This is a genomic window from Stenotrophomonas maltophilia (assembly GCF_004920835.1).
GTDB classification, from domain to species: Bacteria; Pseudomonadota; Gammaproteobacteria; order Xanthomonadales; family Xanthomonadaceae; genus Stenotrophomonas; species Stenotrophomonas maltophilia_AQ.
The window spans coordinates 26,723-48,696 of the sequence record NZ_QFHO01000022.1; the positions used below are offsets into that span (position 1 = coordinate 26,723).

Annotated in this window: 30 protein-coding genes; all 30 read right to left on the reverse strand. The window is 62.6% G+C overall.

All coding sequences use genetic code 11. From position 1 onward, the window contains the following. Window positions 1-28: 28 nt before the first annotated feature. Window positions 29-658 carry a 30S ribosomal protein S4 gene (gene rpsD / locus DI041_RS15055; protein ID WP_004145446.1) on the reverse strand — a complete coding sequence of 210 codons (630 nt, stop codon included), beginning with the start codon at window positions 656-658 and terminating at the stop codon, window positions 29-31. Between the two features lie 15 nt (window positions 659-673). Then, complete coding sequence (gene rpsK, locus DI041_RS15060; RefSeq protein ID WP_004145443.1) at window positions 674-1,063, reverse strand: 30S ribosomal protein S11; 390 nt, start codon at window positions 1,061-1,063, stop codon at window positions 674-676. Between the two features lie 11 nt (window positions 1,064-1,074). Further along, the gene (rpsM, locus tag DI041_RS15065) at window positions 1,075-1,431 is read right to left on the reverse strand and encodes a 30S ribosomal protein S13 (RefSeq protein WP_004145437.1); all 357 of its coding nucleotides are present in this window, start codon (window positions 1,429-1,431) and stop codon (window positions 1,075-1,077) included. A gap of 347 nt (window positions 1,432-1,778) precedes the next feature. Then, complete coding sequence (secY, locus tag DI041_RS15070; protein WP_004145436.1) at window positions 1,779-3,146, reverse strand: preprotein translocase subunit SecY; 1,368 nt, start codon at window positions 3,144-3,146, stop codon at window positions 1,779-1,781. 7 nt (window positions 3,147-3,153) lie between these two features. Next, window positions 3,154-3,597, reverse strand: coding sequence for a 50S ribosomal protein L15 (gene rplO / locus DI041_RS15075; protein ID WP_004154498.1), 444 nt, complete (start codon window positions 3,595-3,597; stop codon window positions 3,154-3,156). Window positions 3,598-3,603: 6 nt separating this feature from the next. Then, window positions 3,604-3,795 carry a 50S ribosomal protein L30 gene (gene rpmD / locus DI041_RS15080; protein WP_004145412.1) on the reverse strand — a complete coding sequence of 64 codons (192 nt, stop codon included), beginning with the start codon at window positions 3,793-3,795 and terminating at the stop codon, window positions 3,604-3,606. Then, entirely contained in the window at window positions 3,788-4,330 is a 543-nt protein-coding gene (gene rpsE / locus DI041_RS15085) for a 30S ribosomal protein S5 (protein WP_004145411.1), read from the reverse strand. Before rpsE ends, rpmD begins: the two co-directional genes overlap by 8 nt. 161 nt (window positions 4,331-4,491) lie before the next feature. Further along, the gene (gene rplR / locus DI041_RS15090; RefSeq protein WP_174238316.1) at window positions 4,492-4,851 is read right to left on the reverse strand and encodes a 50S ribosomal protein L18; all 360 of its coding nucleotides are present in this window, start codon (window positions 4,849-4,851) and stop codon (window positions 4,492-4,494) included. An 80-nt stretch (window positions 4,852-4,931) separates the two neighbouring features. Then, on the reverse strand, window positions 4,932-5,456 hold the full coding sequence (rplF, locus tag DI041_RS15095) for a 50S ribosomal protein L6 (RefSeq protein WP_004145389.1): 525 nt from the start codon (window positions 5,454-5,456) through the stop codon (window positions 4,932-4,934). Window positions 5,457-5,474: 18 nt separating this feature from the next. Next, window positions 5,475-5,873 carry a 30S ribosomal protein S8 gene (gene rpsH, locus DI041_RS15100; RefSeq protein ID WP_004145387.1) on the reverse strand — a complete coding sequence of 133 codons (399 nt, stop codon included), beginning with the start codon at window positions 5,871-5,873 and terminating at the stop codon, window positions 5,475-5,477. 258 nt (window positions 5,874-6,131) lie between these two features. Next, window positions 6,132-6,437 carry a 30S ribosomal protein S14 gene (gene rpsN, locus DI041_RS15110; protein WP_004145363.1) on the reverse strand — a complete coding sequence of 102 codons (306 nt, stop codon included), beginning with the start codon at window positions 6,435-6,437 and terminating at the stop codon, window positions 6,132-6,134. Window positions 6,438-6,455: 18 nt separating this feature from the next. Further along, window positions 6,456-6,998: a 50S ribosomal protein L5 gene (gene rplE / locus DI041_RS15115; RefSeq protein ID WP_004145361.1), complete on the reverse strand. Its 543-nt coding sequence runs from the start codon at window positions 6,996-6,998 to the stop codon at window positions 6,456-6,458. A gap of 11 nt (window positions 6,999-7,009) precedes the next feature. Next, window positions 7,010-7,327: a 50S ribosomal protein L24 gene (rplX, locus tag DI041_RS15120; protein WP_004145359.1), complete on the reverse strand. Its 318-nt coding sequence runs from the start codon at window positions 7,325-7,327 to the stop codon at window positions 7,010-7,012. Window positions 7,328-7,343: 16 nt separating this feature from the next. Then, window positions 7,344-7,712: a 50S ribosomal protein L14 gene (gene rplN / locus DI041_RS15125; RefSeq protein WP_004145357.1), complete on the reverse strand. Its 369-nt coding sequence runs from the start codon at window positions 7,710-7,712 to the stop codon at window positions 7,344-7,346. A gap of 12 nt (window positions 7,713-7,724) precedes the next feature. Beyond that, window positions 7,725-7,994 (reverse strand): 30S ribosomal protein S17, encoded by a 270-nt coding sequence (gene rpsQ / locus DI041_RS15130; RefSeq protein WP_004145355.1) that lies wholly within the window; start codon window positions 7,992-7,994, stop codon window positions 7,725-7,727. Between the two features lie 11 nt (window positions 7,995-8,005). Then, complete coding sequence (rpmC, locus tag DI041_RS15135) at window positions 8,006-8,191, reverse strand: 50S ribosomal protein L29 (protein WP_004145353.1); 186 nt, start codon at window positions 8,189-8,191, stop codon at window positions 8,006-8,008. Continuing rightward, a complete protein-coding gene (gene rplP, locus DI041_RS15140) occupies window positions 8,191-8,604 on the reverse strand; it encodes a 50S ribosomal protein L16 (protein ID WP_004145352.1) in 414 nt (137 codons plus the stop codon). Before rplP ends, rpmC begins: the two co-directional genes overlap by 1 nt. A 5-nt stretch (window positions 8,605-8,609) precedes the next feature. Next, window positions 8,610-9,344, reverse strand: a complete 735-nt coding sequence (gene rpsC, locus DI041_RS15145) for a 30S ribosomal protein S3 (RefSeq protein WP_004145350.1) — start codon at window positions 9,342-9,344, stop codon at window positions 8,610-8,612. 18 nt (window positions 9,345-9,362) lie between these two features. After that, window positions 9,363-9,698 (reverse strand): 50S ribosomal protein L22, encoded by a 336-nt coding sequence (gene rplV, locus DI041_RS15150; RefSeq protein ID WP_004145348.1) that lies wholly within the window; start codon window positions 9,696-9,698, stop codon window positions 9,363-9,365. 12 nt (window positions 9,699-9,710) lie between these two features. Then, the gene (rpsS, locus tag DI041_RS15155; protein WP_004145340.1) at window positions 9,711-9,980 is read right to left on the reverse strand and encodes a 30S ribosomal protein S19; all 270 of its coding nucleotides are present in this window, start codon (window positions 9,978-9,980) and stop codon (window positions 9,711-9,713) included. Between the two features lie 6 nt (window positions 9,981-9,986). After that, window positions 9,987-10,814: a 50S ribosomal protein L2 gene (rplB, locus tag DI041_RS15160; protein WP_004145339.1), complete on the reverse strand. Its 828-nt coding sequence runs from the start codon at window positions 10,812-10,814 to the stop codon at window positions 9,987-9,989. Between the two features lie 10 nt (window positions 10,815-10,824). Then, window positions 10,825-11,124, reverse strand: coding sequence for a 50S ribosomal protein L23 (gene rplW / locus DI041_RS15165; protein WP_004145338.1), 300 nt, complete (start codon window positions 11,122-11,124; stop codon window positions 10,825-10,827). Continuing rightward, complete coding sequence (gene rplD / locus DI041_RS15170) at window positions 11,121-11,726, reverse strand: 50S ribosomal protein L4 (RefSeq protein WP_004145337.1); 606 nt, start codon at window positions 11,724-11,726, stop codon at window positions 11,121-11,123. The genes rplW and rplD overlap by 4 nt, the downstream gene beginning before the upstream one ends. A 12-nt stretch (window positions 11,727-11,738) precedes the next feature. Then, window positions 11,739-12,389, reverse strand: coding sequence for a 50S ribosomal protein L3 (gene rplC / locus DI041_RS15175; protein WP_004145336.1), 651 nt, complete (start codon window positions 12,387-12,389; stop codon window positions 11,739-11,741). A gap of 11 nt (window positions 12,390-12,400) precedes the next feature. After that, window positions 12,401-12,712, reverse strand: coding sequence for a 30S ribosomal protein S10 (gene rpsJ, locus DI041_RS15180; protein WP_005408208.1), 312 nt, complete (start codon window positions 12,710-12,712; stop codon window positions 12,401-12,403). 333 nt (window positions 12,713-13,045) lie between these two features. Next, window positions 13,046-14,236 carry an elongation factor Tu gene (gene tuf / locus DI041_RS15185; protein WP_012510154.1) on the reverse strand — a complete coding sequence of 397 codons (1,191 nt, stop codon included), beginning with the start codon at window positions 14,234-14,236 and terminating at the stop codon, window positions 13,046-13,048. Between the two features lie 51 nt (window positions 14,237-14,287). After that, entirely contained in the window at window positions 14,288-16,429 is a 2,142-nt protein-coding gene (gene fusA / locus DI041_RS15190; protein ID WP_065722846.1) for an elongation factor G, read from the reverse strand. 138 nt (window positions 16,430-16,567) lie between these two features. Beyond that, a complete protein-coding gene (gene rpsG, locus DI041_RS15195) occupies window positions 16,568-17,041 on the reverse strand; it encodes a 30S ribosomal protein S7 (RefSeq protein ID WP_004145321.1) in 474 nt (157 codons plus the stop codon). A gap of 11 nt (window positions 17,042-17,052) precedes the next feature. Then, window positions 17,053-17,427 (reverse strand): 30S ribosomal protein S12, encoded by a 375-nt coding sequence (gene rpsL, locus DI041_RS15200; RefSeq protein ID WP_004145320.1) that lies wholly within the window; start codon window positions 17,425-17,427, stop codon window positions 17,053-17,055. Window positions 17,428-17,710: 283 nt separating this feature from the next. Continuing rightward, window positions 17,711-21,934: a DNA-directed RNA polymerase subunit beta' gene (gene rpoC / locus DI041_RS15205; protein WP_046988087.1), complete on the reverse strand. Its 4,224-nt coding sequence runs from the start codon at window positions 21,932-21,934 to the stop codon at window positions 17,711-17,713. Window positions 21,935-21,974: the final 40 nt, after the last annotated feature.

Here is a 21,974-nt window from a genome sequence, read left to right on the forward strand (position 1 = left end):
GCCGTCGCCGGGGGCTCTCCAATGTGAATTACTTCGAATACAGCTCGACGATCAGCGCTTCGTTGATGTCCGCAGGCAGATCCGAACGATCCGGAACAGCCTTGAAGATGCCGGTGAACTTACCGGAATCCACTTCAACCCACGACGGGCTCAGGTCATGCTGGGCGGCGACGGTCAGGGCTTCCTGGACGCGCAGCTGCTTGGCAGCCTTTTCAGACAGGGCGATGGCGTCGCCAGCCTTGACCTGGTACGAAGCCAGGTTGACCGACTTGCCATTCACGGTGACGCCGCGGTGCGACACCAGCTGACGGGCAGCCGGACGGGTCACGGCGAAGCCCATGCGGTAGACGACATTGTCCAGGCGGGTTTCCAGCAGCTGCAGGAGGTTCTCGCCGGTGTTGCCCTTCTTGGTCGAGGCCTTCTTGTAGTAGTTGCGGAACTGACGCTCCAGCAGGCCGTAGATACGCTTGACCTTCTGCTTTTCACGCAGCTGGGTGGCGTAGTCGGACAGCTTGCCCTTGCGGGCAGTGGCGCCGTGCTGGCCGGGCTTCTGCTCCAGCTTGCACTTGGAGTCCAGCGCACGCGCCGGGCTCTTCAGGGACAGGTCGGCGCCTTCGCGACGGGCGAGCTTACAGGTAGGACCGATATAACGAGCCATTTCTTATCGCTCCCTTTAGACGCGACGCTTCTTCGGCGGACGGCACCCGTTGTGCGGGATGGGCGTCACGTCGATGATGTTGGTGATCTTGTAGCCGACGTTGTTCAACGAACGCACGGCCGACTCACGGCCCGGACCCGGACCCTTGATGCGGACTTCCAGCGACTTCACGCCGTAGTCCAGCGCAGCACGACCGGCCTTTTCGGCAGCCACCTGGGCAGCGAACGGGGTCGACTTGCGCGAACCGCGGAAGCCAGCGCCACCGGAGGTCGCCCACGACAGAGCATTGCCCTGGCGGTCGGTGATGGTCACGATGGTGTTGTTGAACGAAGCGTGGACGTGGGCGACGCCGTCGGTGACGACGCGCTTGATCTTCTTCTTGGTTTTAGCAGCGGGCTTAGCCATTTATAGGTCCCTTACTTCCTGATCGCCTTGCGCGGGCCCTTGCGGGTGCGGGCGTTGGTACGGGTGCGCTGGCCACGCAGCGGCAGGCCGCGACGGTGACGCAGGCCGCGGTAGCAGCCCAGGTCCATCAGGCGCTTGATCGCGATGCCGATTTCACGGCGCAGATCGCCTTCCACGATGTACTTGCCGACTTCGGCGCGCAGGCGCTCGATTTCCGGCTCCGACAGATCGCGGATCTTGGTGGTCGAAGCAACGCCTGCGACTTCGCAGACCTTCTTCGAACGGGTACGGCCGATGCCGTAAATGCTTTGCAACCCGACCCAGACGTGCTTCTGGGCTGGCAGGTTGACGCCTGCAATACGCGCCATGACGCGGTTCTCCAGCTGAGTGATGGCCGACAGCGCGCCTCGGGCACGCCAATCCGGCAGGATGGATCAAAAAAGTGAACTAGCGATACTAACAAGGTTCCGGTTTACATGGAAGCCCGTGAAACCATTGGTTTCATGAACCCGGCCTGGGGAGTGTGCCCAGGCTCCGGCGCCGGATGGGGTTGATCCTGGGGTTTCCCCCGGGGTCGCCCGCGCTACTCCAGCGCGGGACCACCTCATCACACCCCCACCCGGAACCGCTGCGGGGGCCGCCCTTCGTTTGTGTGGCCGGAGTCCGCGAAGCGGAGGGACCATCACGTCAGGAAGACGAAAGTATAACAGGCCAATCAGCCGCGGGCAAAACCGCCGCGGTTGCCGCCCTTCAGGTTGGCCTTCTTCAACAGGCTCTCGTACTGGTGCGACATCAGGTGCGCCTGCACCTGGGCAATGAAGTCCATCACCACCACCACCACGATCAGCAGCGACGTGCCGCCGAAGTAGAACGAGGCGTTCAGCTGCGTGCGCATCAGTTCCGGCAGCAGGCAGACGATCACCAGGTAAGCCGAGCCGGCCGCGGTCAGGCGGGTCAGCACGCCATCGATGTAATCAGCAGTGGCCTTGCCCGGACGGATGCCCGGAATCAGCGCACCCGACTTCTTCAGGTTGTCGGCGGTTTCCTGCGAGTTGAACACCAGCGCGGTGTAGAAGAACGCGAAACCGGTGATCAGAGCGGCGAACACGATCATGTGCAGCGGCTCGCCCGGACCGAGGGCGTTGGCCACCTTCTGCAGGATCTGGCCGGTGCTGCTCTGGTTCGCAGCCTGGCCGGACCACATCGCCAGGGTGGCCGGGAAGGCCAGCAGGCTCGAGGCGAAGATCGCCGGGATGACGCCGGCCATGTTGAGCTTCAGCGGCAGGAACGAGGTCTGGTTCATGTACGCGTTGCGACCGCCCTGGCGGCGCGCGTAGTTCACCGTGATCCGGCGCTGGCCACGCTCGACGAACACCACGAAGAAGGTGAAGGCGAGCACGACGATGGCGATCAGCAGCAGCTGGATGAACTGGATGTTGCCGTCGCGGTAGGCGTCGAAGGTGTGGATGACCGCACCCGGCAGGCCCGCCACGATACCGGCGAAGATGATCAGCGACACGCCGTTGCCGATGCCGCGCTCGGTGACCTGCTCACCGACCCACATCAGGAACATGGTGCCGGCGGTCAGCGCGACCACGGCGGTGAGCACGAAGCCCATGCCTGGTGCGTACACGACCGGAGCGCCCGACGGCGAGACCTGGCCCTGCAGGGCCAGCGCGATCGAACCGCCCTGCACCACTGCCAGCAGCACGGCGCCGATGCGCGAATACTGGGTGATCTTGCGGCGACCGGACTCACCTTCCTTCTGCATCGCCTTCAGGGCGGGGAAGATGTGCACGGCCAACTGCATCACGATCGATGCCGAGATGTACGGCATCACGTTCAGCGCGAAGATGCTGAAACGGTGCAGGGCGCCGCCCGAGAACATGTTGAACATGTCCACGATGCCGCCGCCCTGCTGTTGCATCATGGCAAGCATGGCATCGGGATTGACGCCCGGCACCGGCACATAGCAGCCGATGCGATAGACGATCAAAGCCCCGACGACGAACAGCAAACGTTGGCGAAGTTCAGTGAACTTGCCCATTCCGCCCGCGAGGTTACCGATGCCAGCTTGCGCCATGATTTTCTTACTCCGTTACGCTGCCGCCGGCAGCTTCGATCGCGGCCTTGGCACCAGCCGTGGCAGCGATACCCTTCAGGGTGAACGCCTTGGTCACTTCGCCCTTGACGACGACCTTGGCCTTCTTTGCAGTGCTCGGGACCAGCTTGGCAGCACGCAGGGCGGCGAAGTCGATCTCACCGGCCGGCAGCTTGTCCAGCGCGTACAGCAGCACTTCAGCGGTGTCCTTGGCGATCGGCGAACGGAAGCCGATCTTCGGCAGACGACGCTGCATGGGGGTCTGGCCGCCTTCGAAGCCAGCCTTGATCTTGCCGCCACCCTTACGGGCGAACGAACCCTTGTGGCCGCGGCCGGCAGTCTTGCCCAGGCCCGAGCCGATACCGCGACCGACGCGGGTGCGCTCGGTGCGGGCGCCCGGTGCCGGGCTCAGTTCATTGAGACGCAGAGTCATGATCGATTACTCCTCAACCTTGACGAGGTAGTGAACGGTGTTGATCAGGCCGCGAACCTGCGGGCTGTCCTTCAGTTCACGCACATCGTTCAGCTTGTTCAGGCCCAGAGCACGCACCGACAGGCGGTGACGCGACTGAGCACCACGCAGGCCACGCACCAGGCGCACCTTCACAGTCTTGTTGGACTCATTAGCCATGGTTGAGTTCCTCCACCTTCTTGCCGCGCTTGGCCGCGATGCGAGCCGGCGACTGCGCAGCAGACAGGCCCTTCACGGTGGCACGCACCAGGTTGATCGGGTTGCGCGAACCGGTGGCCTTGGCCAGCACGTTCTTCACGCCAACCGCTTCCAGCACGGCGCGCATGGCACCGCCGGCGATGACGCCGGTACCTTCGGAAGCCGGCTGCATGAACACGCGGGCTGCGCCGTGACCATCCTTGATGGTGTGCCACAGGGTGCCGTTGTTCAGGTCAACGCTGACCAGGTTCTTGCGAGCCTGCTCCATCGACTTCTGGATGGCGACCGGCACTTCGCGGGCCTTGCCATAACCGAAACCGACCTTGCCTTCGCCGTCGCCGACAACAGTCAGGGCGGTGAAGGTGAACTGGCGGCCACCCTTGACGGTCTTGCTGACGCGGTTGACCGCGACCAGCTTTTCGATCATGCCGTCGTCGACTTTCTCTTCGCGGTTACGGTCGCGATCGCGACCCCGCTGCTGACGTTCTTCTGCCATCTTGATTCCTTGGTTGTTTGGGTATGTACGGCTCGAGGCCGCTTATGGTTGTGGAGTGGCGCGTTGTACCGGTGGGCCGCTGCAGAAGAGCGGCGCCGTCCAGCCTCATTCAGGCTGGCGAGCAGGCGGGCAGGAGACCAGAGGCCCCCTGCCCTTGTCCCTTAGAACTGCAGGCCGGCTTCGCGGGCGGCTTCTGCCAGGGCCTTGATGCGGCCGTGGTAGCGGTAGCCCGAACGATCGAAGGCAACCTTCTCGACGCCGGCGGCCTTGGCGCGCTCGGCAACGATACGGCCAACCTTGGCAGCAGCATCAGCGTTCTTGCCGTTCTTCAGGCCGTCCTTGATGTCGGCCTGGGTGGTGTTGGCAGCAGCCAGCACCTTGGAGCCGTCGGCGGTGAAGACCTGGGCGTACAGGTGCTGACCGGTGCGCAGCACCGACAGGCGGGCGACACCGAGCTCACGGATGTGGGCGCGGGTCGACTTGGCGCGACGCAGGCGGGCGATGTTCTTGTTCATTTTGATTATTCCTTGAAAGCTGAAGGATGGGCTTTTCCCTGAGGAGTCCGCACAGGGATGTGCGGGCTCTTGCAAGGGACTCGCACTTACGCCTTCTTGGCTTCCTTACGGATGATGACTTCGTCGGAGTACTTCACGCCCTTGCCCTTGTACGGTTCCGGCTTGCGGAACGCACGGATCTTGGCGGCAACTTCACCGACGACCTGCTTGTCAGCGCCCTGCACCAGGATTTCGGTCTGGGTCGGGGTGGTGATGGTGATGCCTTCCGGCGCCACGAACACGATCGGGTGCGAGAAGCCCAGCGACAGGCTGAGGTCCTTGCCCTGCATGGCGGCACGGTAACCCACGCCGACCAGCTCCAGCTTGCGCTCGAAGCCTTCGGAAACACCCTTGACCATGTTGGACAGGATGGCGCGGACGGTACCGGTCAGCGGGATCAGATCGACGCTTTCGGTGCTCAGGGTGGCAACGCCGTTCTCGACGTTGATGGCAATACCAGCCGGCTTGGCCAGCGACAGGGTGCCCTTCGGGCCCTTGGCGGTGACGTTGTCGTTCTGGACGTTCAGTTCAACCTTACCCAGGTCGATCGGCTTCTTGGCTACGCGGGACATAGTTCTACTCCTTTCGCCTTAGGCCACGAAGCACAGGACTTCGCCGCCGACGCCCAGCTGGCGCGCCTGCGCATCAGTCATGATGCCCTTGGAGGTGGAAATGATGGAGATACCCAGGCCGTTCATGACCTTCGGCAGCTCGCTCTTGCCGCGGTACTGGCGCAGGCCCGAACGCGAGAAGCGCTTCAGGGTCGCGATGACCGGCTTGCCTTCGAAATACTTCAGCACGATTTCCAGCTCGGACTTGTTGTTCTCGAGCGCGGTCACGCGCAGGTCGGTGATGTAACCCTCGTCCTTCAGGACCTGGGCGATCGCAACCTTGATCTTGGACGACGGGGCTTTCACCGTCTGCTTGCCAACCGCGGCCGCATTCTTGATGCGGACCAGCAGGTCGGCGATGGGATCAGTCATGCTCATATGAGTACCTTTGAGTGCACCGATATCCGCTTTCGCGAAAATCTGTTGTCTCCTGGAAACGGGCCAGGTCCCTTCATGCAGTGGGCCGGAAGCCCACCCCTACATCCCCGTTTGCGCAGGGCAAGACGCGGGAGTATACGCCAAAAGAGCCCGACTTGCGTCGGGCTCTTCGGGTTTTTTCGCAGAGGGAAAGCTGAACGCCTTCCCTTCCCGGTTCAGGAGCCCCCGAGGGGCCCCTGATCGCAGGACCGGCTGGGATTACCAGCTGGCCTTGCGCAGGCCCGGAACGTCGCCACGCATGGTGGCTTCGCGCAGCTTGTTGCGACCCAGGCCGAACTTGCTGTACACGCCACGCGGGCGGCCAGACAGTTCGCAACGGCTGCGGTGGCGGCTCGGCGACGAATCGCGCGGCAGCTTCGACAGCTTGGTGGCGGCCTCGATCTTCTCTTCGTAGGTCGCGTCCTGCGAGGACACGATCTTCTTCAGAGCCGCACGCTTGACAGCGTACTTTTCAGCCAGCTTCTTCCGCTTGATGTCGCGGTTGACCATGGAGGTCTTTGCCATTTCGGTTTCCTCGACGGATCAGTTACGGAACGGGAACTTGAACGCTGCCAGCAGCGCCTTCGCTTCCGCGTCGGTCTTCGCAGTGGTGGTGATGGCGATATCCATGCCGCGGATCGCGTCGACAGCGTCGAAGTCGATTTCCGGGAAGATGATCTGTTCCTTCACACCCATGTTGAAGTTGCCGCGACCGTCGAAGGAACGACCGGAAACACCACGGAAGTCGCGCACGCGCGGCAGCGAGATGTTGATCAGGCGGTCCAGGAACTCGTACATCTTGTGGCGACGCAGCGTGGTCTTGCAGCCGATCGGCCAACCATCACGGATCTTGAACGACGCAACCGAGATACGCGACTTGGTGACAACCGGCTTCTGGCCGGAAATCTTGGTCATGTCGCCGACGGCGTTTTCCAGGATCTTCTTGTTGGTGGCCGCTTCGCCGACACCCATGTTCAGGGTGACCTTGACCAGCTTCGGCACTTCCATCGGATTGGTGTAGCCGAACTGCTTCATCAGCGCCGGCACCACTTCTTCCTTGTAAAACTTTTCGAGACGGGAAGTCATCTTCACATTCCTCAGGCGTCGAGCGCCTCACCGCTGGAGCGGAACACACGCAGTTTGCGTCCATCCTCCAGCACCTTGAAGCCAACGCGTTCGCCCTTGCCCGAAGCCGGGTTCAGCACATTCACGTTGGAGATATGGATCGACGCTTCACGCTCGACCACGCCGCCGGCAACACCTGCCTGCGGGTTCGGCTTGGTGTGGCGCTTGACGATGTTCACGTTGGCGACGACCACACGGTCGCCGTCGACGCGGACGATTTCGCCCTGCTTGCCCTTGTCCTTGCCGGCGTTGACGACAACCTGGTCGCCCTTCTTGATACGGTTAGCCATGATTATCTCCTGTCGCTCACAGCACTTCGGGAGCGAGCGAGACGATCTTCATGAACTTCTCCGAACGAAGTTCACGCGTCACCGGCCCGAAGATACGGGTACCGATCGGCTCCTGCTTGCTGTTCAGCAGAACGGCAGCGTTGCCGTCGAAGCGGATCAGCGAGCCATCGGCGCGACGCACACCCTTGCGGGTACGCACCACGACGGCGTCATACACTTCACCCTTCTTGACCTTGCCGCGCGGAATTGCATCCTTCACGGTGACCTTGATGATGTCGCCGATACCGGCGTAACGGCGCTTGGAACCACCCAGCACCTTGAAGCACATCACCTGCTTGGCACCCGAATTGTCCGCGACGTCAAGGTAGCTCTGCATCTGGATCATGATTCAGACTCCTTATTCAGCCGCACGCGTGATGACTTCCACCACGCGCCAGTTCTTGGTCTTGGACATCGGAGCAATCTCGGTCACGCGGACGACATCGCCTTCCTTGCAGGCGTTGTCGGCATCGTGGGCGTGCAGCTTGGTCGAGCGCTTGATGTACTTGCCGTACAGCGCGTGCTTGACCTGACGCTCAACCAGGACGGTAACCGTCTTGTCCATCTTGTTGCTGACGACACGGCCTTCGACCGTGCGCAGCGCCTTGTTTTCAGTATTGTCGCTCATAGCGGCCATCCTTACTTCGTGCTGCCGAGCAGGGTCTTGACGCGAGCAATCTCGCGACGGACCCGGCGGATGTCGTGTGTCTTCGGCAGCTGGCCGGTGACCTGCTGCATACGGACAGAGAACTGTTCCTTACGCAGGTCGATCAGGTGGGCCTTGAGTTCGTCAGCCGACTTTTCACGGAGAGTTTTGAGTTCCATCAGCGCACCGTCCGGGTCACGAAAGTGGTGGTGACCGAGAGCTTGGCGGCGGCCAGGCGGAATGCCTCGCGTGCCACGTCTTCGGTAACACCCTCGATTTCATAGATCATGCGGCCGGGCTGGATCTGGGCCACCCAGTATTCCACGTTGCCCTTACCCGAACCCATTCGAACTTCGATGGGCTTCTTGGTGATGGGCTTGTCGGGGAACACGCGGATCCACATCTTGCCGCCGCGCTTCACGTAGCGGCTGATCGAGCGGCGGGCCGCTTCGATCTGACGCGCGGTCAGCTGACCGTGGGCGGTTGCCTTCAGGCCGTATTCGCCGAAGCTGACAGCGTTGGCGCTCCAGCTCAGGCCTTCGTTACGGCCCTTGTGTACCTTGCGGTACTTGGTTCGCTTGGGTTGCAACATTGTCGTTACCTCGCTTCACGGGCCGGGCGCTGACGGTCACCACGGTCGCCGCGATCGTGACGATCGTTGCGCGACGGGGTGTCGTCCTGCTTTTCCTGGCCAACCTGGGAGAAATCGAAGACTTCGCCCTTGTAGATCCAGACCTTGATGCCGATGATGCCGTAGGTCGTCTTGGCTTCAGCGAAGCCATAGTCGATGTCGGCACGCAGGGTGTGCAGCGGCACGCGGCCTTCGCGGTACCACTCCGAACGGGCGATTTCTGCACCGTTGAGGCGGCCACCAACGTTGACCTTGATGCCCAGGGCACCCAGGCGCATCGCGTTGCCCACCGAGCGCTTCATGGCGCGGCGGAACATGATGCGACGCTCCAGCTGCTGGGCGATCGATTCGGCAACCAGCTGTGCGTCCAGCTCCGGCTTGCGCACTTCGGTGACGTTGATGTGCGCCGGGACGCCCATCATCTCGCTCACTTCCTTGCGCAGCTTCTCGATGTCCTCACCGCGCTTGCCGATCACCACGCCCGGACGGGCGGTGTGGATCGTCACGCGAGCGGTCTTGGCCGGACGCTCGATCAGGATCTTGCTGATGCCGGCCTGAGCCAGCTTCTTGCGCAGCATTTCGCGAACTTTCAGGTCGGCTGCCAGGTAACCAGCGAACTCGGCCTTGTTGGCGTACCACTTGGAGTTCCAGTCCTTGGAAATGCCGAGGCGGATACCAATCGGATGAACTTTATGACCCATGGTCTTTTCCTTATCCGCTTACTTGGCGGCGCCCACAACCACAGTGATGTGGCTGGTGCGCTTGAGGATGCGGGTACCGCGGCCTTTCGCCCGCGCCATGAAACGCTTCAGGGTCGGACCTTCATCAACCATGATGGTCTGAACCTTCAGCTCGTCGACGTCGGCGCCCTGGTTGTTCTCGGCATTTGCAATAGCCGACTCCACCACCTTCTTGATCAGGTGGGCAGCCTTCTTGTCCGAGAACTTCAGCAGGTTGACCGCACGCTCGGCCGGCAGACCGCGCACCTGGTCAGCGACCAGACGAGCCTTCTGCGGGGAGATGCGCGCAGTGCGCAGGATGGCTTTCGCTTCCATTGTCATCTCTCCTTACTTGCCCGACTTCTTGTCACCACCGTGACCCTTGAAGGTCCGGGTGATGGCAAATTCGCCGAGCTTGTGGCCGACCATGTTCTCGTTGACGAGAACCGGGATGTGGTTCTTGCCGTTATGCACGGCAATGGTGACGCCTACCATGTCAGGCAGGATCATCGAACGACGCGACCAGGTCTTGATCGGACGCTTGCTACCCGCAGCGGCAGCCACCTTAGCAACCAGGTGGTGATCGACAAACGGGCCCTTCTTGAGTGAACGTGCCATGGTCGATTAGCCCCTACGATCGCGGACGATGAACTGCTGAGTGCGCTTGTTATGGCGCGTCTTGTAACCCTTGGTCGGGACACCCCACGGGGTGACCGGATGCGGGTTACCCTGGCCGGCCTTCGCCTCACCACCACCGTGCGGGTGGTCAACCGGGTTCATGGCTGCACCACGAACGGTCGGGCGGACGCCGCGCCAGCGCTTGGCACCGGCCTTGCCCAGCTTTTCCAGGCTGTGCTCGTCGTTGCCGACTTCGCCGATGGTTGCGCAGCACTCGACCGGAACCTTGCGCATTTCACCCGAGCGCAGGCGCAGGGTGGCGTAGATGCCTTCACGAGCCACCAGCTGCACGGCCGCACCAGCGGCGCGAGCGATCTGAGCGCCCTTGCCGGGCTTCAGTTCGATGCAGTGGATGGTGGTACCAACCGGGATGTTGCGCAGCGGCAGGGTGTTGCCCGCCTTGATCGGGGCGTCCGAACCGGCGATCACCTGATCACCCGCCTTCAGACCCTTCGGGGCGATGATGTAGCGACGCTCGCCGTCGACGTAGCACAGCAGGGCGATGTGGGCGGTGCGGTTCGGATCGTATTCGATGCGTTCCACACGCGCCGGGATGCCCAGCTTGTTGCGCTTGAAGTCGATGATGCGGTAGTGCTGCTTGGCACCACCACCGACGTGACGCACGGTGATGCGGCCATGGTGGTTACGACCACCCGAGCGGCTCTGCGACTCGACCAGCGCGGCGTGCGGAGCACCCTTGTGCAGGTCGGGAGTGACCACGCGCACGGCCGAACGGCGGCCGGGGGAAGTGGGCTTGAATTTCATCAATGGCATGGGATGTACCTCAGGCCTTGGCCGTTACATCGATCGACTGGCCGTCGGCCAGGCGAACGTACGCCTTGCGCCAATCGCCGCGGCGGCCAGCACGGTTACGGAAGGACTTGTTCTTGCCCTTGACGTTGACCACGTTGACTGCTTCGACCTTGACGTCGAACAGCTGCTCAACCGCGGCCTTTACATCGGCCTTGGTGGCTTCGTTCGAAACTTCGAAGACATACTGGTTGGAGAGTTCCTGCAGGCGCGCGGTCTTTTCGGAGACACGCGGGGCACGCAGCACGCTGAAGATTTTTTCGTTGCTGTTCATGCCAGCCACTCCTCGACCTTCTTGACCGCGTCAGCGGTGATGACGACCGTGTCGGCACCGACCAGCGACACCGGATCCAGGCCCTGGACGTCACGCACCTGCACGTACGGCAGATTGCGGGCGGACAGGTACAGGTGCTCGGAGGCTTCTTCAGTGACGATCAGCGGGCGCTTGCCCACTTCCAGGCCGGCCAGCTTGGCGATCAGACCCTTCGTGTTGGTCACTTCGACATCGAAGGACTCCACGATGGTCAGACGGCCTTGACGGTTCAGCTCGGACAGGATCGCGCACATGGCGGCACGGTACTGCTTACGATTGACCTTCTGCTCGAAGCTGCGCGGCTTTGCCGCGAAGGTGACACCGCCGCCGACGAAGATCGGAGCCGTCAGTGCGCCATGACGCGCGCCGCCGCCCTTCTGCTTCTTCGACTTCTTGGTGGTACCTGCCACTTCGGAGCGAGTCTTCTGCGCCTTGGTGCCGGCGCGACCGGCGTTGCGGTAAGCAACGACGACCTGGTGGACCAGATCTTCGCTGAAATCGCGACCGAACACGGCGTCGGAGACCGAGACCTTGTTGTTGCTACCCGTGATAACGAGTTCCATCGTCATCTCTCCTTATGCCTTGCTCGCCGGACGGACGATCACATCGCCACCCGCCGCGCCCGGAACGGCGCCGCGAACCGCGATCAGACCGCGCTCCACGTCGACCTTGACCACTTCCAGGTTCTGGGTGCTCTGCTGCACCGCGCCCATGTGGCCCGACATCTTCTTGCCCGGGAAAACGCGACCCGGGGTCTGGCGCTGACCCAGCGAACCCGGCGCGCGATGCGACAGCGAGTTACCGTGGGTTGCATCGCCCATACGGAAGTTGTGGCGCTTGATGGTGCCCTGGAAACCCTTGCCCTTGGTGACACCCTGGACGTCGACGATCTGGCCGACTTCGAAGATGTCCGCCTTGACTTCGCCGCCAACGGCGAAATCGCCGAGCTGCGCGTCTTCAACGCGGAATTCCCACAGGCCACGGCCCGCTTCCACCTTCGCCTTGGCGAAGTGGCCGGCTTCCGGCTTGTTGACCAGGGCAGCGCGACGCGCGCCGACGGTCACCTGCACGGCGCTGTAGCCGTCGGTTTCGACGGTCTTGATCTGCGCGATGCGGTTCGGGGTTGCTTCGATCAGGGTCACCGGGATGGAACGACCATCTTCGGTGAACACGCGGCTCATGCCAGCCTTGCGGCCCACGAAGCCCAACGAATACTTCTTCGTCATGGTCGTAGTCCTCAGGTCAGCTTGATCTGAACGTCGACGCCGGCAGCCAGTTCGAGCTTCATCAGCGCGTCCACGGTCTTGTCATTCGGGTCAACGATATCGAGCACGCGCTTGTGCGTGCGGGTCTCGTACTGGTCACGCGCGTCCTTGTCGACGTGCGGGGAGACGAGAACGGTATAACGCTCGATCTTGGTCGGCAGCGGGATCGGGCCACGCACTTGCGCGCCGGTCCGCTTGGCCGTCTCAACGATCTCGCTGGCCGAACGGTCGATCAGACGATGATCGAACGCTTTCAGCCGGATCCGGATCTTTTGGTCCGCCATGGCGGTAGGTTCCTTCGTTAAAAGAGCGACAGACAAAGCCTCTGGGTTGCTTTGTCCCATGAAATTCCTGAATACAGACGGCCCGCACTCCTGCAGGCCGACAAGGTCAATCCATGGACCTCAAAAACGTAGGCAGACCCGTTTCCCGGTCTGCCCAGACGTAGAAGCATAATGGCACGCAAGGCAGCTGTCAACAGTCTCCTGTTGACGCCGCCTGAATGGCATTGACCCTTCCTGGTCCGGGGAACACAAGGCACATCCTGTGCCTGCTTTCCCATTTTGATACGCCCCGATGCCCTACCCAGGCAACATCGGGGCGCAGATACTACCAGATTACTCGATGATCTTCGAGACCACGCCGGCGCCGACGGTACGGCCGCCTTCGCGGATGGCGAAGCGCAGGCCTTCGTCCATTGCCACCGGGTTGATCAGGGTGACGACCATCTTGACGTTGTCACCCGGCATCACCATTTCGACGCCTTCCGGCAGCTGGGCTGCACCGGTGATGTCGGTGGTGCGGAAGTAGAACTGCGGACGGTAACCGTTGAAGAACGGGGTGTGACGGCCGCCCTCATCCTTCGACAGCACGTACACTTCGCCTTCGAACTTGGTGTGCGGCTTGATCGAACCCGGCTTGGCCAGAACCTGGCCACGCTCGACGTCGTCACGCTTGGTGCCGCGCAGCAGCAGGCCAGCGTTGTCGCCTGCCTGACCCTGGTCCAGCAGCTTGCGGAACATTTCAACGCCGGTCACGGTGGTCTTCTGCACCGGACGGATACCGACGATTTCGATTTCGTCGCCGACCTTGATGATGCCGCGCTCGATACGACCGGTCACCACGGTGCCGCGGCCCGAGATCGAGAACACGTCTTCCACCGGCATCAGGAACGGCTTGTCGATCGCACGCTCCGGCTCCGGAATCCAGCTGTCCAGGGCGTCGACCAGCTTCAGGATGGCCGGCACGCCGATGTCGCTCTGGTCGCCTTCCAGCGCCAGACGGGCCGAACCCGCGATGATCGGGGTGTCGTCGCCCGGGAAGTCGTACTTGCTCAGCAGCTCGCGCACTTCCATTTCGACCAGCTCGAGCAGCTCGGCGTCGTCGACCATGTCGGCCTTGTTCAGGAACACGACGATGTACGGCACGCCGACCTGACGCGACAGCAGGATGTGCTCGCGGGTCTGCGGCATCGGGCCGTCAGCGGCCGAGCAGACCAGGATCGCGCCGTCCATCTGGGCAGCACCGGTGATCATGTTCTTGACGTAGTCAGCGTGGCCCGGGCAATCGACGTGGGCGTAGTGACGCTTCTCGGATTCGTATTCGACGTGCGCGGTCGAGATCGTGATACCACGAGCCTTTTCTTCCGGCGCGGCGTCGATCGAGGAGTAGTCCTTGAACTCGCCACCGAAGCGCTCGGCACCGATCTTGGTCAGTGCGGCGGTCAGCGTGGTCTTGCCGTGATCGACGTGACCGATGGTGCCGACGTTGACGTGCGGCTTGGTGCGCTCGAACTTACCCTTTGCCATTGTTGTATACCTTGATTTTGTAAGTGGTTTTCAGGAGAGGCTGAGCGAGGCTCAGCCCTTCTTCATGACGGCTTCGGCGATGTTGTTCGGCGCCGGCTCGTAGTGATCGAATTCCATGGTGAAGGTGGCACGGCCCTGGGTCTGCGAACGCAGCGCAGTGGCGTAGCCGAACATTTCACCCAGCGGGATCATCGCGTTGATGATGCTGGCCGAACCGTCACCGGTGGTGTCGGAACCCTGCAGCACGCCGCGACGACGGCTGACGTCGCCCATCACGTCACCCTGGTAATCCTCCGGGGTCACGATCTCGACCTTCATGATCGGCTCCAGCAGAACCGGCTTGGCCTTGGCGAAGCCCTGCTTGAAGGCCATCGACGAAGCGAGCTTGAACGCCATTTCCGAGGAGTCGACGTCGTGGTACGAGCCGAACACCAGCTTGACCTTGACATCCACCACCGGGAAGCCAGCCAGCGGACCGCTGGTGATGGTTTCGCGCAGGCCCTTTTCGATCGAAGGAATGAATTCCTTCGGGATCACGCCGCCGGTGATGTCATTGACGAACAGGAAGTCATCCTTGATCGCCGGGGCCAGCTTGGCATCGGCACGGTCTGCAGCGGTCAGCGGCGACAGCTCGATCACGACGTGACCGTACTGACCCTTACCACCGGACTGCTTGGCGTGCTTGTAGTCCGACTTGACGTCGGCCAGGGTGATGGTTTCGCGGTAGGCCACCTGCGGCGCGCCGACGTTGGCTTCAACGTTGAACTCGCGCTTCAGGCGGTCGACGATGATGTCCAGGTGCAGCTCGCCCATGCCCGAGATGATGGTCTGGCCGGATTCTTCGTCGGTCTTGACGCGGAACGACGGATCTTCCTGCGCCAGGCGACCCAGAGCCAGACCCATCTTTTCCTGGTCCGACTTGGTCTTCGGCTCGACAGCCATCGAGATCACCGGCTCCGGGAACGTCATGCGCTCCAGGATGATCGGCTGGTCGATCGAGCACAGGGTGTCACCGGTGGTGGTGTCCTTCAGGCCCACGGCAGCGGCGATGTCACCGGCCAGAACTTCCTTGATCTCTTCGCGGTTGTTCGAATGCATCTGCAGGATGCGGCCGATGCGCTCCTTCTTGCCCTTCACCGAGTTCAGCACGGTGTCGCCACCGTTCAGGGTGCCCGAGTAGACGCGGAAGAAGGTCAGCGCGCCGACGAACGGATCGGTGATGATCTTGAAGGCCAGCGACGAGAACGGAGCCTTGTCGTCCGACTTGCGGCTCATGGCGACGTTTTCGTCGTCCACGTCGGTACCGGTCACGTCCGGCACGTCGACCGGCGACGGCAGCAGCTGGATCACGCCGTCGAGCATGGCCTGCACGCCCTTGTTCTTGAACGCCGAGCCGCAGTACATCGGCACGATCTCGGTGGCCAGGGTGCGGGTACGCAGCGCATTGATGATTTCAGCCTCGGCCAGCTCTTCGCCGCCCAGGTACTTTTCCATCAGCTCTTCGTTGGCTTCAGCCGCGGCTTCGATCATGAAGGTACGGGCTTCTTCAGCCTTTTCCTGCAGGTCGGCCGGGATGTCGCCGTATTCGAACTTCATGCCCTGCGAGGCTTCATCCCAATGGATGGCCTTCATCTTCAGCAGGTCGACAACGCCCTTGAAGCCCTCTTCAGCGCCGATCGGCAGCTGCATCGGCACGGCGACGGCGCCGAGCTTTGCCTTCAGCTGGTCACGGACCTTGTAGAAGTTGGCACCGGTGCGGTCCATCTTGTTGACGAACGCGATGCGCGGCACCTTGTAACGGTTGGCCTGGCGCCACACGGTTTCCGACTGCGGCTGCACGCCACCGACGGCACACAGCACGAACACCGCACCGTCGAGCACGCGCAGCGAACGCTCGACTTCGATGGTGAAGTCAACGTGCCCGGGGGTGTCGATGATGTTGAAACGGTGCTCCGGCAGGGACTTGTCCATGCCCTTCCAGAACGCGGTGGTCGCAGCGGACTGGATCGTGATGCCACGCTCCTGCTCCTGCTCCATCCAGTCCATGGTGGCGGCGCCGTCGTGCACTTCACCGATCTTGTGGCTCTTGCCGGTGTAGAACAGGATGCGCTCGGACGTGGTGGTCTTGCCGGCATCGATGTGGGCCATGATGCCGAAGTTACGGTAACGCTCGATGGGAGTGGAACGGGCCACGGGGAGCCTCTCAGATTTCTTGGATTTCGGATGGCCGAACGCCGCCTTGCGGCGGCCTTCGGATTGGCGCAGTCCTTCCGGGACCGCGAGGCAGCACCGTAATGGTGCTGCCCTGCCTGTTTTACAAGGCCGTCAAACTCACCAGCGGTAGTGGGCGAATGCCTTGTTGGCTTCGGCCATGCGGTGGGTTTCTTCGCGCTTCTTGATGGCGCCGCCACGGTTTTCCGAGGCGTCGATCAGTTCAGCAGCCAGCTTCTTCGGCATGGTGTTCTCACCACGCTTGCGCGCGGAGTCGATCAGCCAGCGCATGGCCAGGGCCATCTTGCGCGACGAACGCACTTCGACCGGCACCTGATAGGTGGCGCCGCCGACGCGACGCGACTTCACTTCGACCGCCGGAGCAACGTTGTCCAGCGCCTTCTGCACCAGTTCAATGGCGTTGGCGCTGCTGTTCTTCTCGGTGATCACGTCCATGGCGCCGTACACGATCTTTTCGGCGACGGACTTCTTGCCGCTCTGCATGACCATGTTGATGAAGCGGGCGATGGTTTCGCTTCCGTGCTTCGGATCGGGCAGGACGGAACGCTGCGGAGTATTACCCTTACGCGACATATGCTCTCTCCTTAGGCCTTCGGACGCTTGGCGCCGTACTTGGAACGGGCCTGGCGACGCTTGGCGACGCCGGCGGCGTCGAGCGAGCCACGAACGGTGTGGTAACGCACACCCGGCAGATCCTTGACGCGACCGCCACGGATCAGGACCACGGAGTGCTCCTGCAGGTTGTGGCCTTCACCACCGATGTAGGAGATCACCTCTTCCTGGTTGGTCAGGCGAACCTTGGCAACCTTGCGCAGAGCCGAGTTCGGCTTCTTCGGAGTGGTGGTGTAAACGCGGGTGCAGACGCCACGGCGCTGCGGGCACTTGTCGAGCGCCGGCGAGGCACTCTTGTACGTAGTAGCTTGCCGCGGCTTGCGGACCAGCTGGTTGATCGTCGCCATCAGTAGGTTCTTCTGATTGGTGGCCGGAAATCCGGCCAGAGATGCGGAAATGTTAAAGCAGGCCAAAATTCTGGCCTGCTGAGACAGACGATTGTAGCAACCTGCCAGGAAAGCAGTCAAACGCCTCCTGTCAAGCCCGTTCCTGATCCTGGAACGTTACTGGGGGGCCTCCATGTACCCCGTTCAGGTTGGCAGGGTGGATCGCGGACGATCCCCCCTGCCCTTTCCCAATCCCATCGATGAACCGATGGGGTGGTCCGGCCTCTCGGCCGGACCTGATACCTCATTCTTCGCCAGACGCCTGTTCAGCTTCGGCTTCAACGGCCGGCGCCTCGACTGCAGCCGGGGTGCCGGTCAGGGCCTGCATCTCCGAGTCGGTCAGACCCGAAGCGCCGCGGCGGCGGTTGCTGTGGTACGACAGACCGGTACCGGCCGGGATCAGGCGGCCGACGATCACGTTTTCCTTCAGGCCGCGCAGGTTGTCCTTGGTGCCGCGGACGGCAGCCTCGGTCAGCACGCGGGTGGTCTCCTGGAAGGAGGCCGCCGAGATGAACGACTCGGTAGCCAGCGAGGCCTTGGTGATACCCAGCAGCACCGGATCGAAGCGGGCGATCAGCTCGTTGCGGGCACCGAGGCGTGCATTCTCCTCGATAACGCGCTGGCGTTCGACCTGTTCGCCGTTCAGGAACTTGCTGCTGCCCTGATCGGTGATCTCGACCTTGCGCAGCATCTGGCGGGTGATCACCTCGATGTGCTTGTCGTTGATCTTCACGCCCTGCAGGCGGTACACGTCCTGGATTTCCTTGACCAGGTAGGCAGCCAGCGGCTCGACACCCAGCAGGCGCAGGATGTCCTGCGGGCTCGGCTCGCCGTCCACGATGGTTTCGCCCTTGGTCACGTGTTCACCTTCGAACACGATCACCTGGCGGTACTTCGGAATCAGCTCTTCGTGCTCCGAACCATCGGTGTCCTTGATGATCAGGCGCTGCTTGCCCTTGGTGTCCTTGCCGAAGCTGATGATGCCCGAACGCTCGGCCAGCACCGCCGGATCCTTCGGCTTGCGCGCTTCGAACAGATCGGCCACGCGCGGCAGACCACCGGTGATGTCACGGGTCTTGGAGGCTTCCTGCGGGATCTTGGCAACCACGTCGCCCACGCCGACAGCGGCGCCGTCCTGCAGGTTGACGATCGAGCGCGGCGGCAGCAGGTACTGCGCCGGCAGATCGGTACCCGGAATGGTCAGGTCGTTGCCCTTGGCGTCGACGATGCGGACGATCGGGCGCAGATCCTTGGCCTGGGCGCCGCGGCGCTTCGGATCGGTGATCTCGCGCGAGGCCAGGCCAGTCAGCTCGTCGGTCTTCTCGATGACGGTGACGCCGTCGATGAAGTCGATGAAGCGGATGAAACCGGCCACTTCCGAAACGATCGGGTGGTTATGCGGATCCCAGTTGGCCACGGTCTGGCCAGCCTTCACTGCATCGCCATCCTTGGAGGCGATCATCGAGCCGTACGGCAGCTTGTAGCGCTCACGCTCACGGCCGTGAGCATCGAGCACCGAGATTTCGCCCGAACGCGACACTGCCACCAGCGAGCCATTGGCATGCTCGACCGACTTGAGGTTGCTGAACTTGACCGAGCCGGTGGTCTTGACGGTGATGTTGTCGACCGCAGCCGCACGCGACGCCGCACCACCGATGTGGAACGTACGCATGGTCAGCTGGGTACCCGGCTCACCGATGGACTGTGCGGCGATGACGCCGACCGCTTCACCGATGTTGACGATGTGGCCACGGGCCAGATCGCGGCCGTAGCAGCGACCGCAGACGCCGAAGGCGGATTCGCAGGAGATGGTCGAGCGGACCTTGATGGTCTGCACGCCGGCATCTTCCAGCTTGGCCACCCAGGCTTCGTCGAGCAGGGTGTTGCGGGTGACGATGGGATCTTCGTCGTTGCCCGGCAGGAACACGTCCTCGGCAACCACGCGACCCAGCACACGATCCTTCAACGGCTCGACCACGTCGCCGCCTTCCACGATCGGGGTCATGATCAGGCCTTCGGTGGTACCGCAATCCACCTCGGTGATCACCACGTCCTGCGCCACGTCGACCAGACGACGGGTCAGGTAACCCGAGTTCGCGGTCTTCAGCGCGGTATCGGCCAGACCCTTACGGGCACCGTGGGTGGAGTTGAAGTACTCCTGCACGTTCAGGCCTTCGCGGAAGTTCGCCTTGATGGGCGTCTCGATGATCGAGCCATCCGGACGCGCCATCAGGCCGCGCATACCGGCCAGCTGACGAATCTGCGCCTGGCTACCACGGGCACCGGAGTCGGCCATGATGTACAGCGAGTTCATCGACTTCTGGTCGATGGTCTCGCCCTTGGCATTGACGACCTTCTCGGTACCGATGGTGTCCATCATCGCCTTGGCGATGCGCTCGTTGGTGCGCGACCAGATGTCGACCACCTTGTTGTAGCGCTCGCCAGCGGTGACCAGGCCCGACTGGTACTGCTCCTGGATTTCCAGCACTTCGGCTTCGGCCTCGGTGAGGATGCCCTTCTTCTCGTCCGGGATCAGCATGTCGTCGATGCCGATCGAGACGCCGGCGCGGGTCGCGTAGGCGAAGCCGGTGTACATCAGCTTGTCGGCGAACACGACCGTGTCCTTCAAGCCCAGCTGGCGGTAGCTGGAGTTGATCAGGCGGCTGATGTTCTTCTTGGTCAGCTCGGTGTTGGCCAGCGCGAACGGCAGGCCTTCCGGGAGGATTTCAGCCAGCAGGGCGCGACCGATCGTGGTGTCCACGATCGAGGTCTTGTTCTGCTTGATGCCGTCTTCGTCGGTCACCACCTCGGTGATGCGGACCTTGACGCGTGCGTGCAGTTCCACCACGCGGTTGTCGTAGGCGCGCTTGACTTCGGCGATGTTGGCGAAGGCCATGCCCTCGCCCTTCTTGTTTTCCAGCGAGCGGGTCATGTAGTACAGACCCAGCACGACGTCCTGCGACGGCACGATGATCGGCTCGCCGTTGGCCGGCGACAGGATGTTGTTGGTCGACATCATCAGCGCACGCGCTTCCAGCTGGGCTTCCAGCGAGAGCGGCACGTGGACGGCCATCTGGTCACCGTCGAAGTCGGCGTTGAACGCGGTGCAGACCAGCGGGTGCAGCTGGATGGCCTTGCCTTCGATCAGCACCGGCTCGAACGCCTGGATGCCCAGACGGTGCAGGGTCGGCGCACGGTTCAGCATCACCGGATGTTCGCGGATGACCTCTTCCAGGATGTCCCAGACTTCGGCTTCTTCGCGCTCGACCAGCTTCTTGGCGGCCTTGATGGTGGTGGCCAGGCCACGACGCTGCAGCTTGGCGAACACGAACGGCTTGAACAGTTCGAGCGCCATCTTCTTCGGCAGGCCGCACTGGTGCAGGCGCAGGTACGGACCGACCACGATGACCGAACGGCCCGAGTAGTCGACGCGCTTGCCGAGCAGGTTCTGGCGGAAGCGGCCCTGCTTGCCCTTGATCATGTCGGCCAGCGACTTCAGCGGGCGCTTGTTGGTGCCGGTGATGGCACGGCCGCGACGGCCGTTGTCCAGCAGCGCATCGACCGATTCCTGCAGCATGCGCTTTTCATTGCGCACGATGATGTCCGGCGCGCTCAGTTCGAGCAGGCGGCGCAGGCGGTTGTTACGGTTGATGACGCGGCGGTACAGGTCGTTCAGGTCGGAGGTGGCGAAGCGGCCGCCATCCAGCGGAACCAGCGGACGCAGGTCCGGCGGCAGCACCGGCAGCACGGTCATGACCATCCACTCCGGACGGTTGCCCGATTCCAGGAAGGCTTCGATCAGCTTGATGCGCTTGGTGAGGCGCTTGAGCTTGGTTTCCGAACCGGTGCTGGCGATTTCTTCGCGCAGGCGGGTCATTTCCGACTGCAGGTCGATGGTGCGCAGCAGCTCGTACACGGCCTCGGCGCCCATGGCGGCGTCGAAGTCGTCACCGTGCTCCTGGCGGGCCTGGAGGTACTGTTCTTCGGTCAGCAGCTGGCGGCGCTCCAGGGCGGTCAGGCCCGGCTCGGTCACCACGTACGCTTCGAAGTACAGCACGCGCTCGATGTCGCGCAGGGTCATGTCCAGCATCAGGCCGATGCGCGACGGCAGCGACTTCAGGAACCAGATGTGTGCGACCGGCGAAGCCAGGTCGATGTGGCCCATGCGCTCGCGGCGCACCTTGGCCAGGGTCACTTCGGTGCCGCACTTCTCGCACACGACACCACGGTGCTTCATGCGCTTGTACTTGCCGCACAGGCACTCGTAGTCCTTCACCGGGCCGAAGATGGCGGCGCAGAACAGGCCGTCACGTTCCGGCTTGAAGGTACGGTAGTTGATGGTTTCCGGCTTCTTCACTTCGCCGAAGGACCACGAACGGATCAGGTCCGGCGAGGCCAGCGCGATCTTGATCGCGTCGAAGTCCAGCGTCTGGCGCTGCTGGTTGAAGAGGTTGAGCAGGTCTTTCATGGTGTTCTCCAGAAGGAGGAATGCTGTGTCGATGGGCTTT

What these genes read in the sequence shown, in the direction of transcription:
- rpsD (WP_004145446.1), bottom strand. Translation starts at nt 658, where the DNA reads ATGGCTCGTTATATCGGTCCTACCTGTAAGCTCGCCCGTCGCGAAGGC.
- rpsK (WP_004145443.1), bottom strand. Translation starts at nt 1,063, where the DNA reads ATGGCTAAGCCCGCTGCTAAAACCAAGAAGAAGATCAAGCGCGTCGTC.
- rpsM (WP_004145437.1), bottom strand. Translation starts at nt 1,431, where the DNA reads ATGGCGCGTATTGCAGGCGTCAACCTGCCAGCCCAGAAGCACGTCTGG.
- secY (WP_004145436.1), bottom strand. Translation starts at nt 3,146, where the DNA reads ATGGCGCAAGCTGGCATCGGTAACCTCGCGGGCGGAATGGGCAAGTTC.
- rplO (WP_004154498.1), bottom strand. Translation starts at nt 3,597, where the DNA reads ATGACTCTGCGTCTCAATGAACTGAGCCCGGCACCGGGCGCCCGCACC.
- rpmD (WP_004145412.1), bottom strand. Translation starts at nt 3,795, where the DNA reads ATGGCTAATGAGTCCAACAAGACTGTGAAGGTGCGCCTGGTGCGTGGC.
- rpsE (WP_004145411.1), bottom strand. Translation starts at nt 4,330, where the DNA reads ATGGCAGAAGAACGTCAGCAGCGGGGTCGCGATCGCGACCGTAACCGC.
- rplF (WP_004145389.1), bottom strand. Translation starts at nt 5,456, where the DNA reads ATGTCCCGCGTAGCCAAGAAGCCGATCGACCTGGGTAAGGTTGAACTG.
- rpsH (WP_004145387.1), bottom strand. Translation starts at nt 5,873, where the DNA reads ATGAGCATGACTGATCCCATCGCCGACCTGCTGGTCCGCATCAAGAAT.
- rpsN (WP_004145363.1), bottom strand. Translation starts at nt 6,437, where the DNA reads ATGGCAAAGACCTCCATGGTCAACCGCGACATCAAGCGGAAGAAGCTG.
- rplE (WP_004145361.1), bottom strand. Translation starts at nt 6,998, where the DNA reads ATGACTTCCCGTCTCGAAAAGTTTTACAAGGAAGAAGTGGTGCCGGCG.
- rplX (WP_004145359.1), bottom strand. Translation starts at nt 7,327, where the DNA reads ATGGCTAACCGTATCAAGAAGGGCGACCAGGTTGTCGTCAACGCCGGC.
- rplN (WP_004145357.1), bottom strand. Translation starts at nt 7,712, where the DNA reads ATGATCCAGATGCAGAGCTACCTTGACGTCGCGGACAATTCGGGTGCC.
- rpsQ (WP_004145355.1), bottom strand. Translation starts at nt 7,994, where the DNA reads ATGAGCGACAATACTGAAAACAAGGCGCTGCGCACGGTCGAAGGCCGT.
- rpmC (WP_004145353.1), bottom strand. Translation starts at nt 8,191, where the DNA reads ATGGAACTCAAAACTCTCCGTGAAAAGTCGGCTGACGAACTCAAGGCC.
- rplP (WP_004145352.1), bottom strand. Translation starts at nt 8,604, where the DNA reads ATGTTGCAACCCAAGCGAACCAAGTACCGCAAGGTACACAAGGGCCGT.
- rpsC (WP_004145350.1), bottom strand. Translation starts at nt 9,344, where the DNA reads ATGGGTCATAAAGTTCATCCGATTGGTATCCGCCTCGGCATTTCCAAG.
- rplV (WP_004145348.1), bottom strand. Translation starts at nt 9,698, where the DNA reads ATGGAAGCGAAAGCCATCCTGCGCACTGCGCGCATCTCCCCGCAGAAG.
- rpsS (WP_004145340.1), bottom strand. Translation starts at nt 9,980, where the DNA reads ATGGCACGTTCACTCAAGAAGGGCCCGTTTGTCGATCACCACCTGGTT.
- rplB (WP_004145339.1), bottom strand. Translation starts at nt 10,814, where the DNA reads ATGCCATTGATGAAATTCAAGCCCACTTCCCCCGGCCGCCGTTCGGCC.
- rplW (WP_004145338.1), bottom strand. Translation starts at nt 11,124, where the DNA reads ATGAACAGCAACGAAAAAATCTTCAGCGTGCTGCGTGCCCCGCGTGTC.
- rplD (WP_004145337.1), bottom strand. Translation starts at nt 11,726, where the DNA reads ATGGAACTCGTTATCACGGGTAGCAACAACAAGGTCTCGGTCTCCGAC.
- rplC (WP_004145336.1), bottom strand. Translation starts at nt 12,389, where the DNA reads ATGACGAAGAAGTATTCGTTGGGCTTCGTGGGCCGCAAGGCTGGCATG.
- rpsJ (WP_005408208.1), bottom strand. Translation starts at nt 12,712, where the DNA reads ATGGCGGACCAAAAGATCCGGATCCGGCTGAAAGCGTTCGATCATCGT.
- tuf (WP_012510154.1), bottom strand. Translation starts at nt 14,236, where the DNA reads ATGGCAAAGGGTAAGTTCGAGCGCACCAAGCCGCACGTCAACGTCGGC.
- rpsG (WP_004145321.1), bottom strand. Translation starts at nt 17,041, where the DNA reads ATGTCGCGTAAGGGTAATACTCCGCAGCGTTCCGTCCTGCCCGATCCG.
- rpsL (WP_004145320.1), bottom strand. Translation starts at nt 17,427, where the DNA reads ATGGCGACGATCAACCAGCTGGTCCGCAAGCCGCGGCAAGCTACTACG.
- rpoC (WP_046988087.1), bottom strand. Translation starts at nt 21,934, where the DNA reads ATGAAAGACCTGCTCAACCTCTTCAACCAGCAGCGCCAGACGCTGGAC.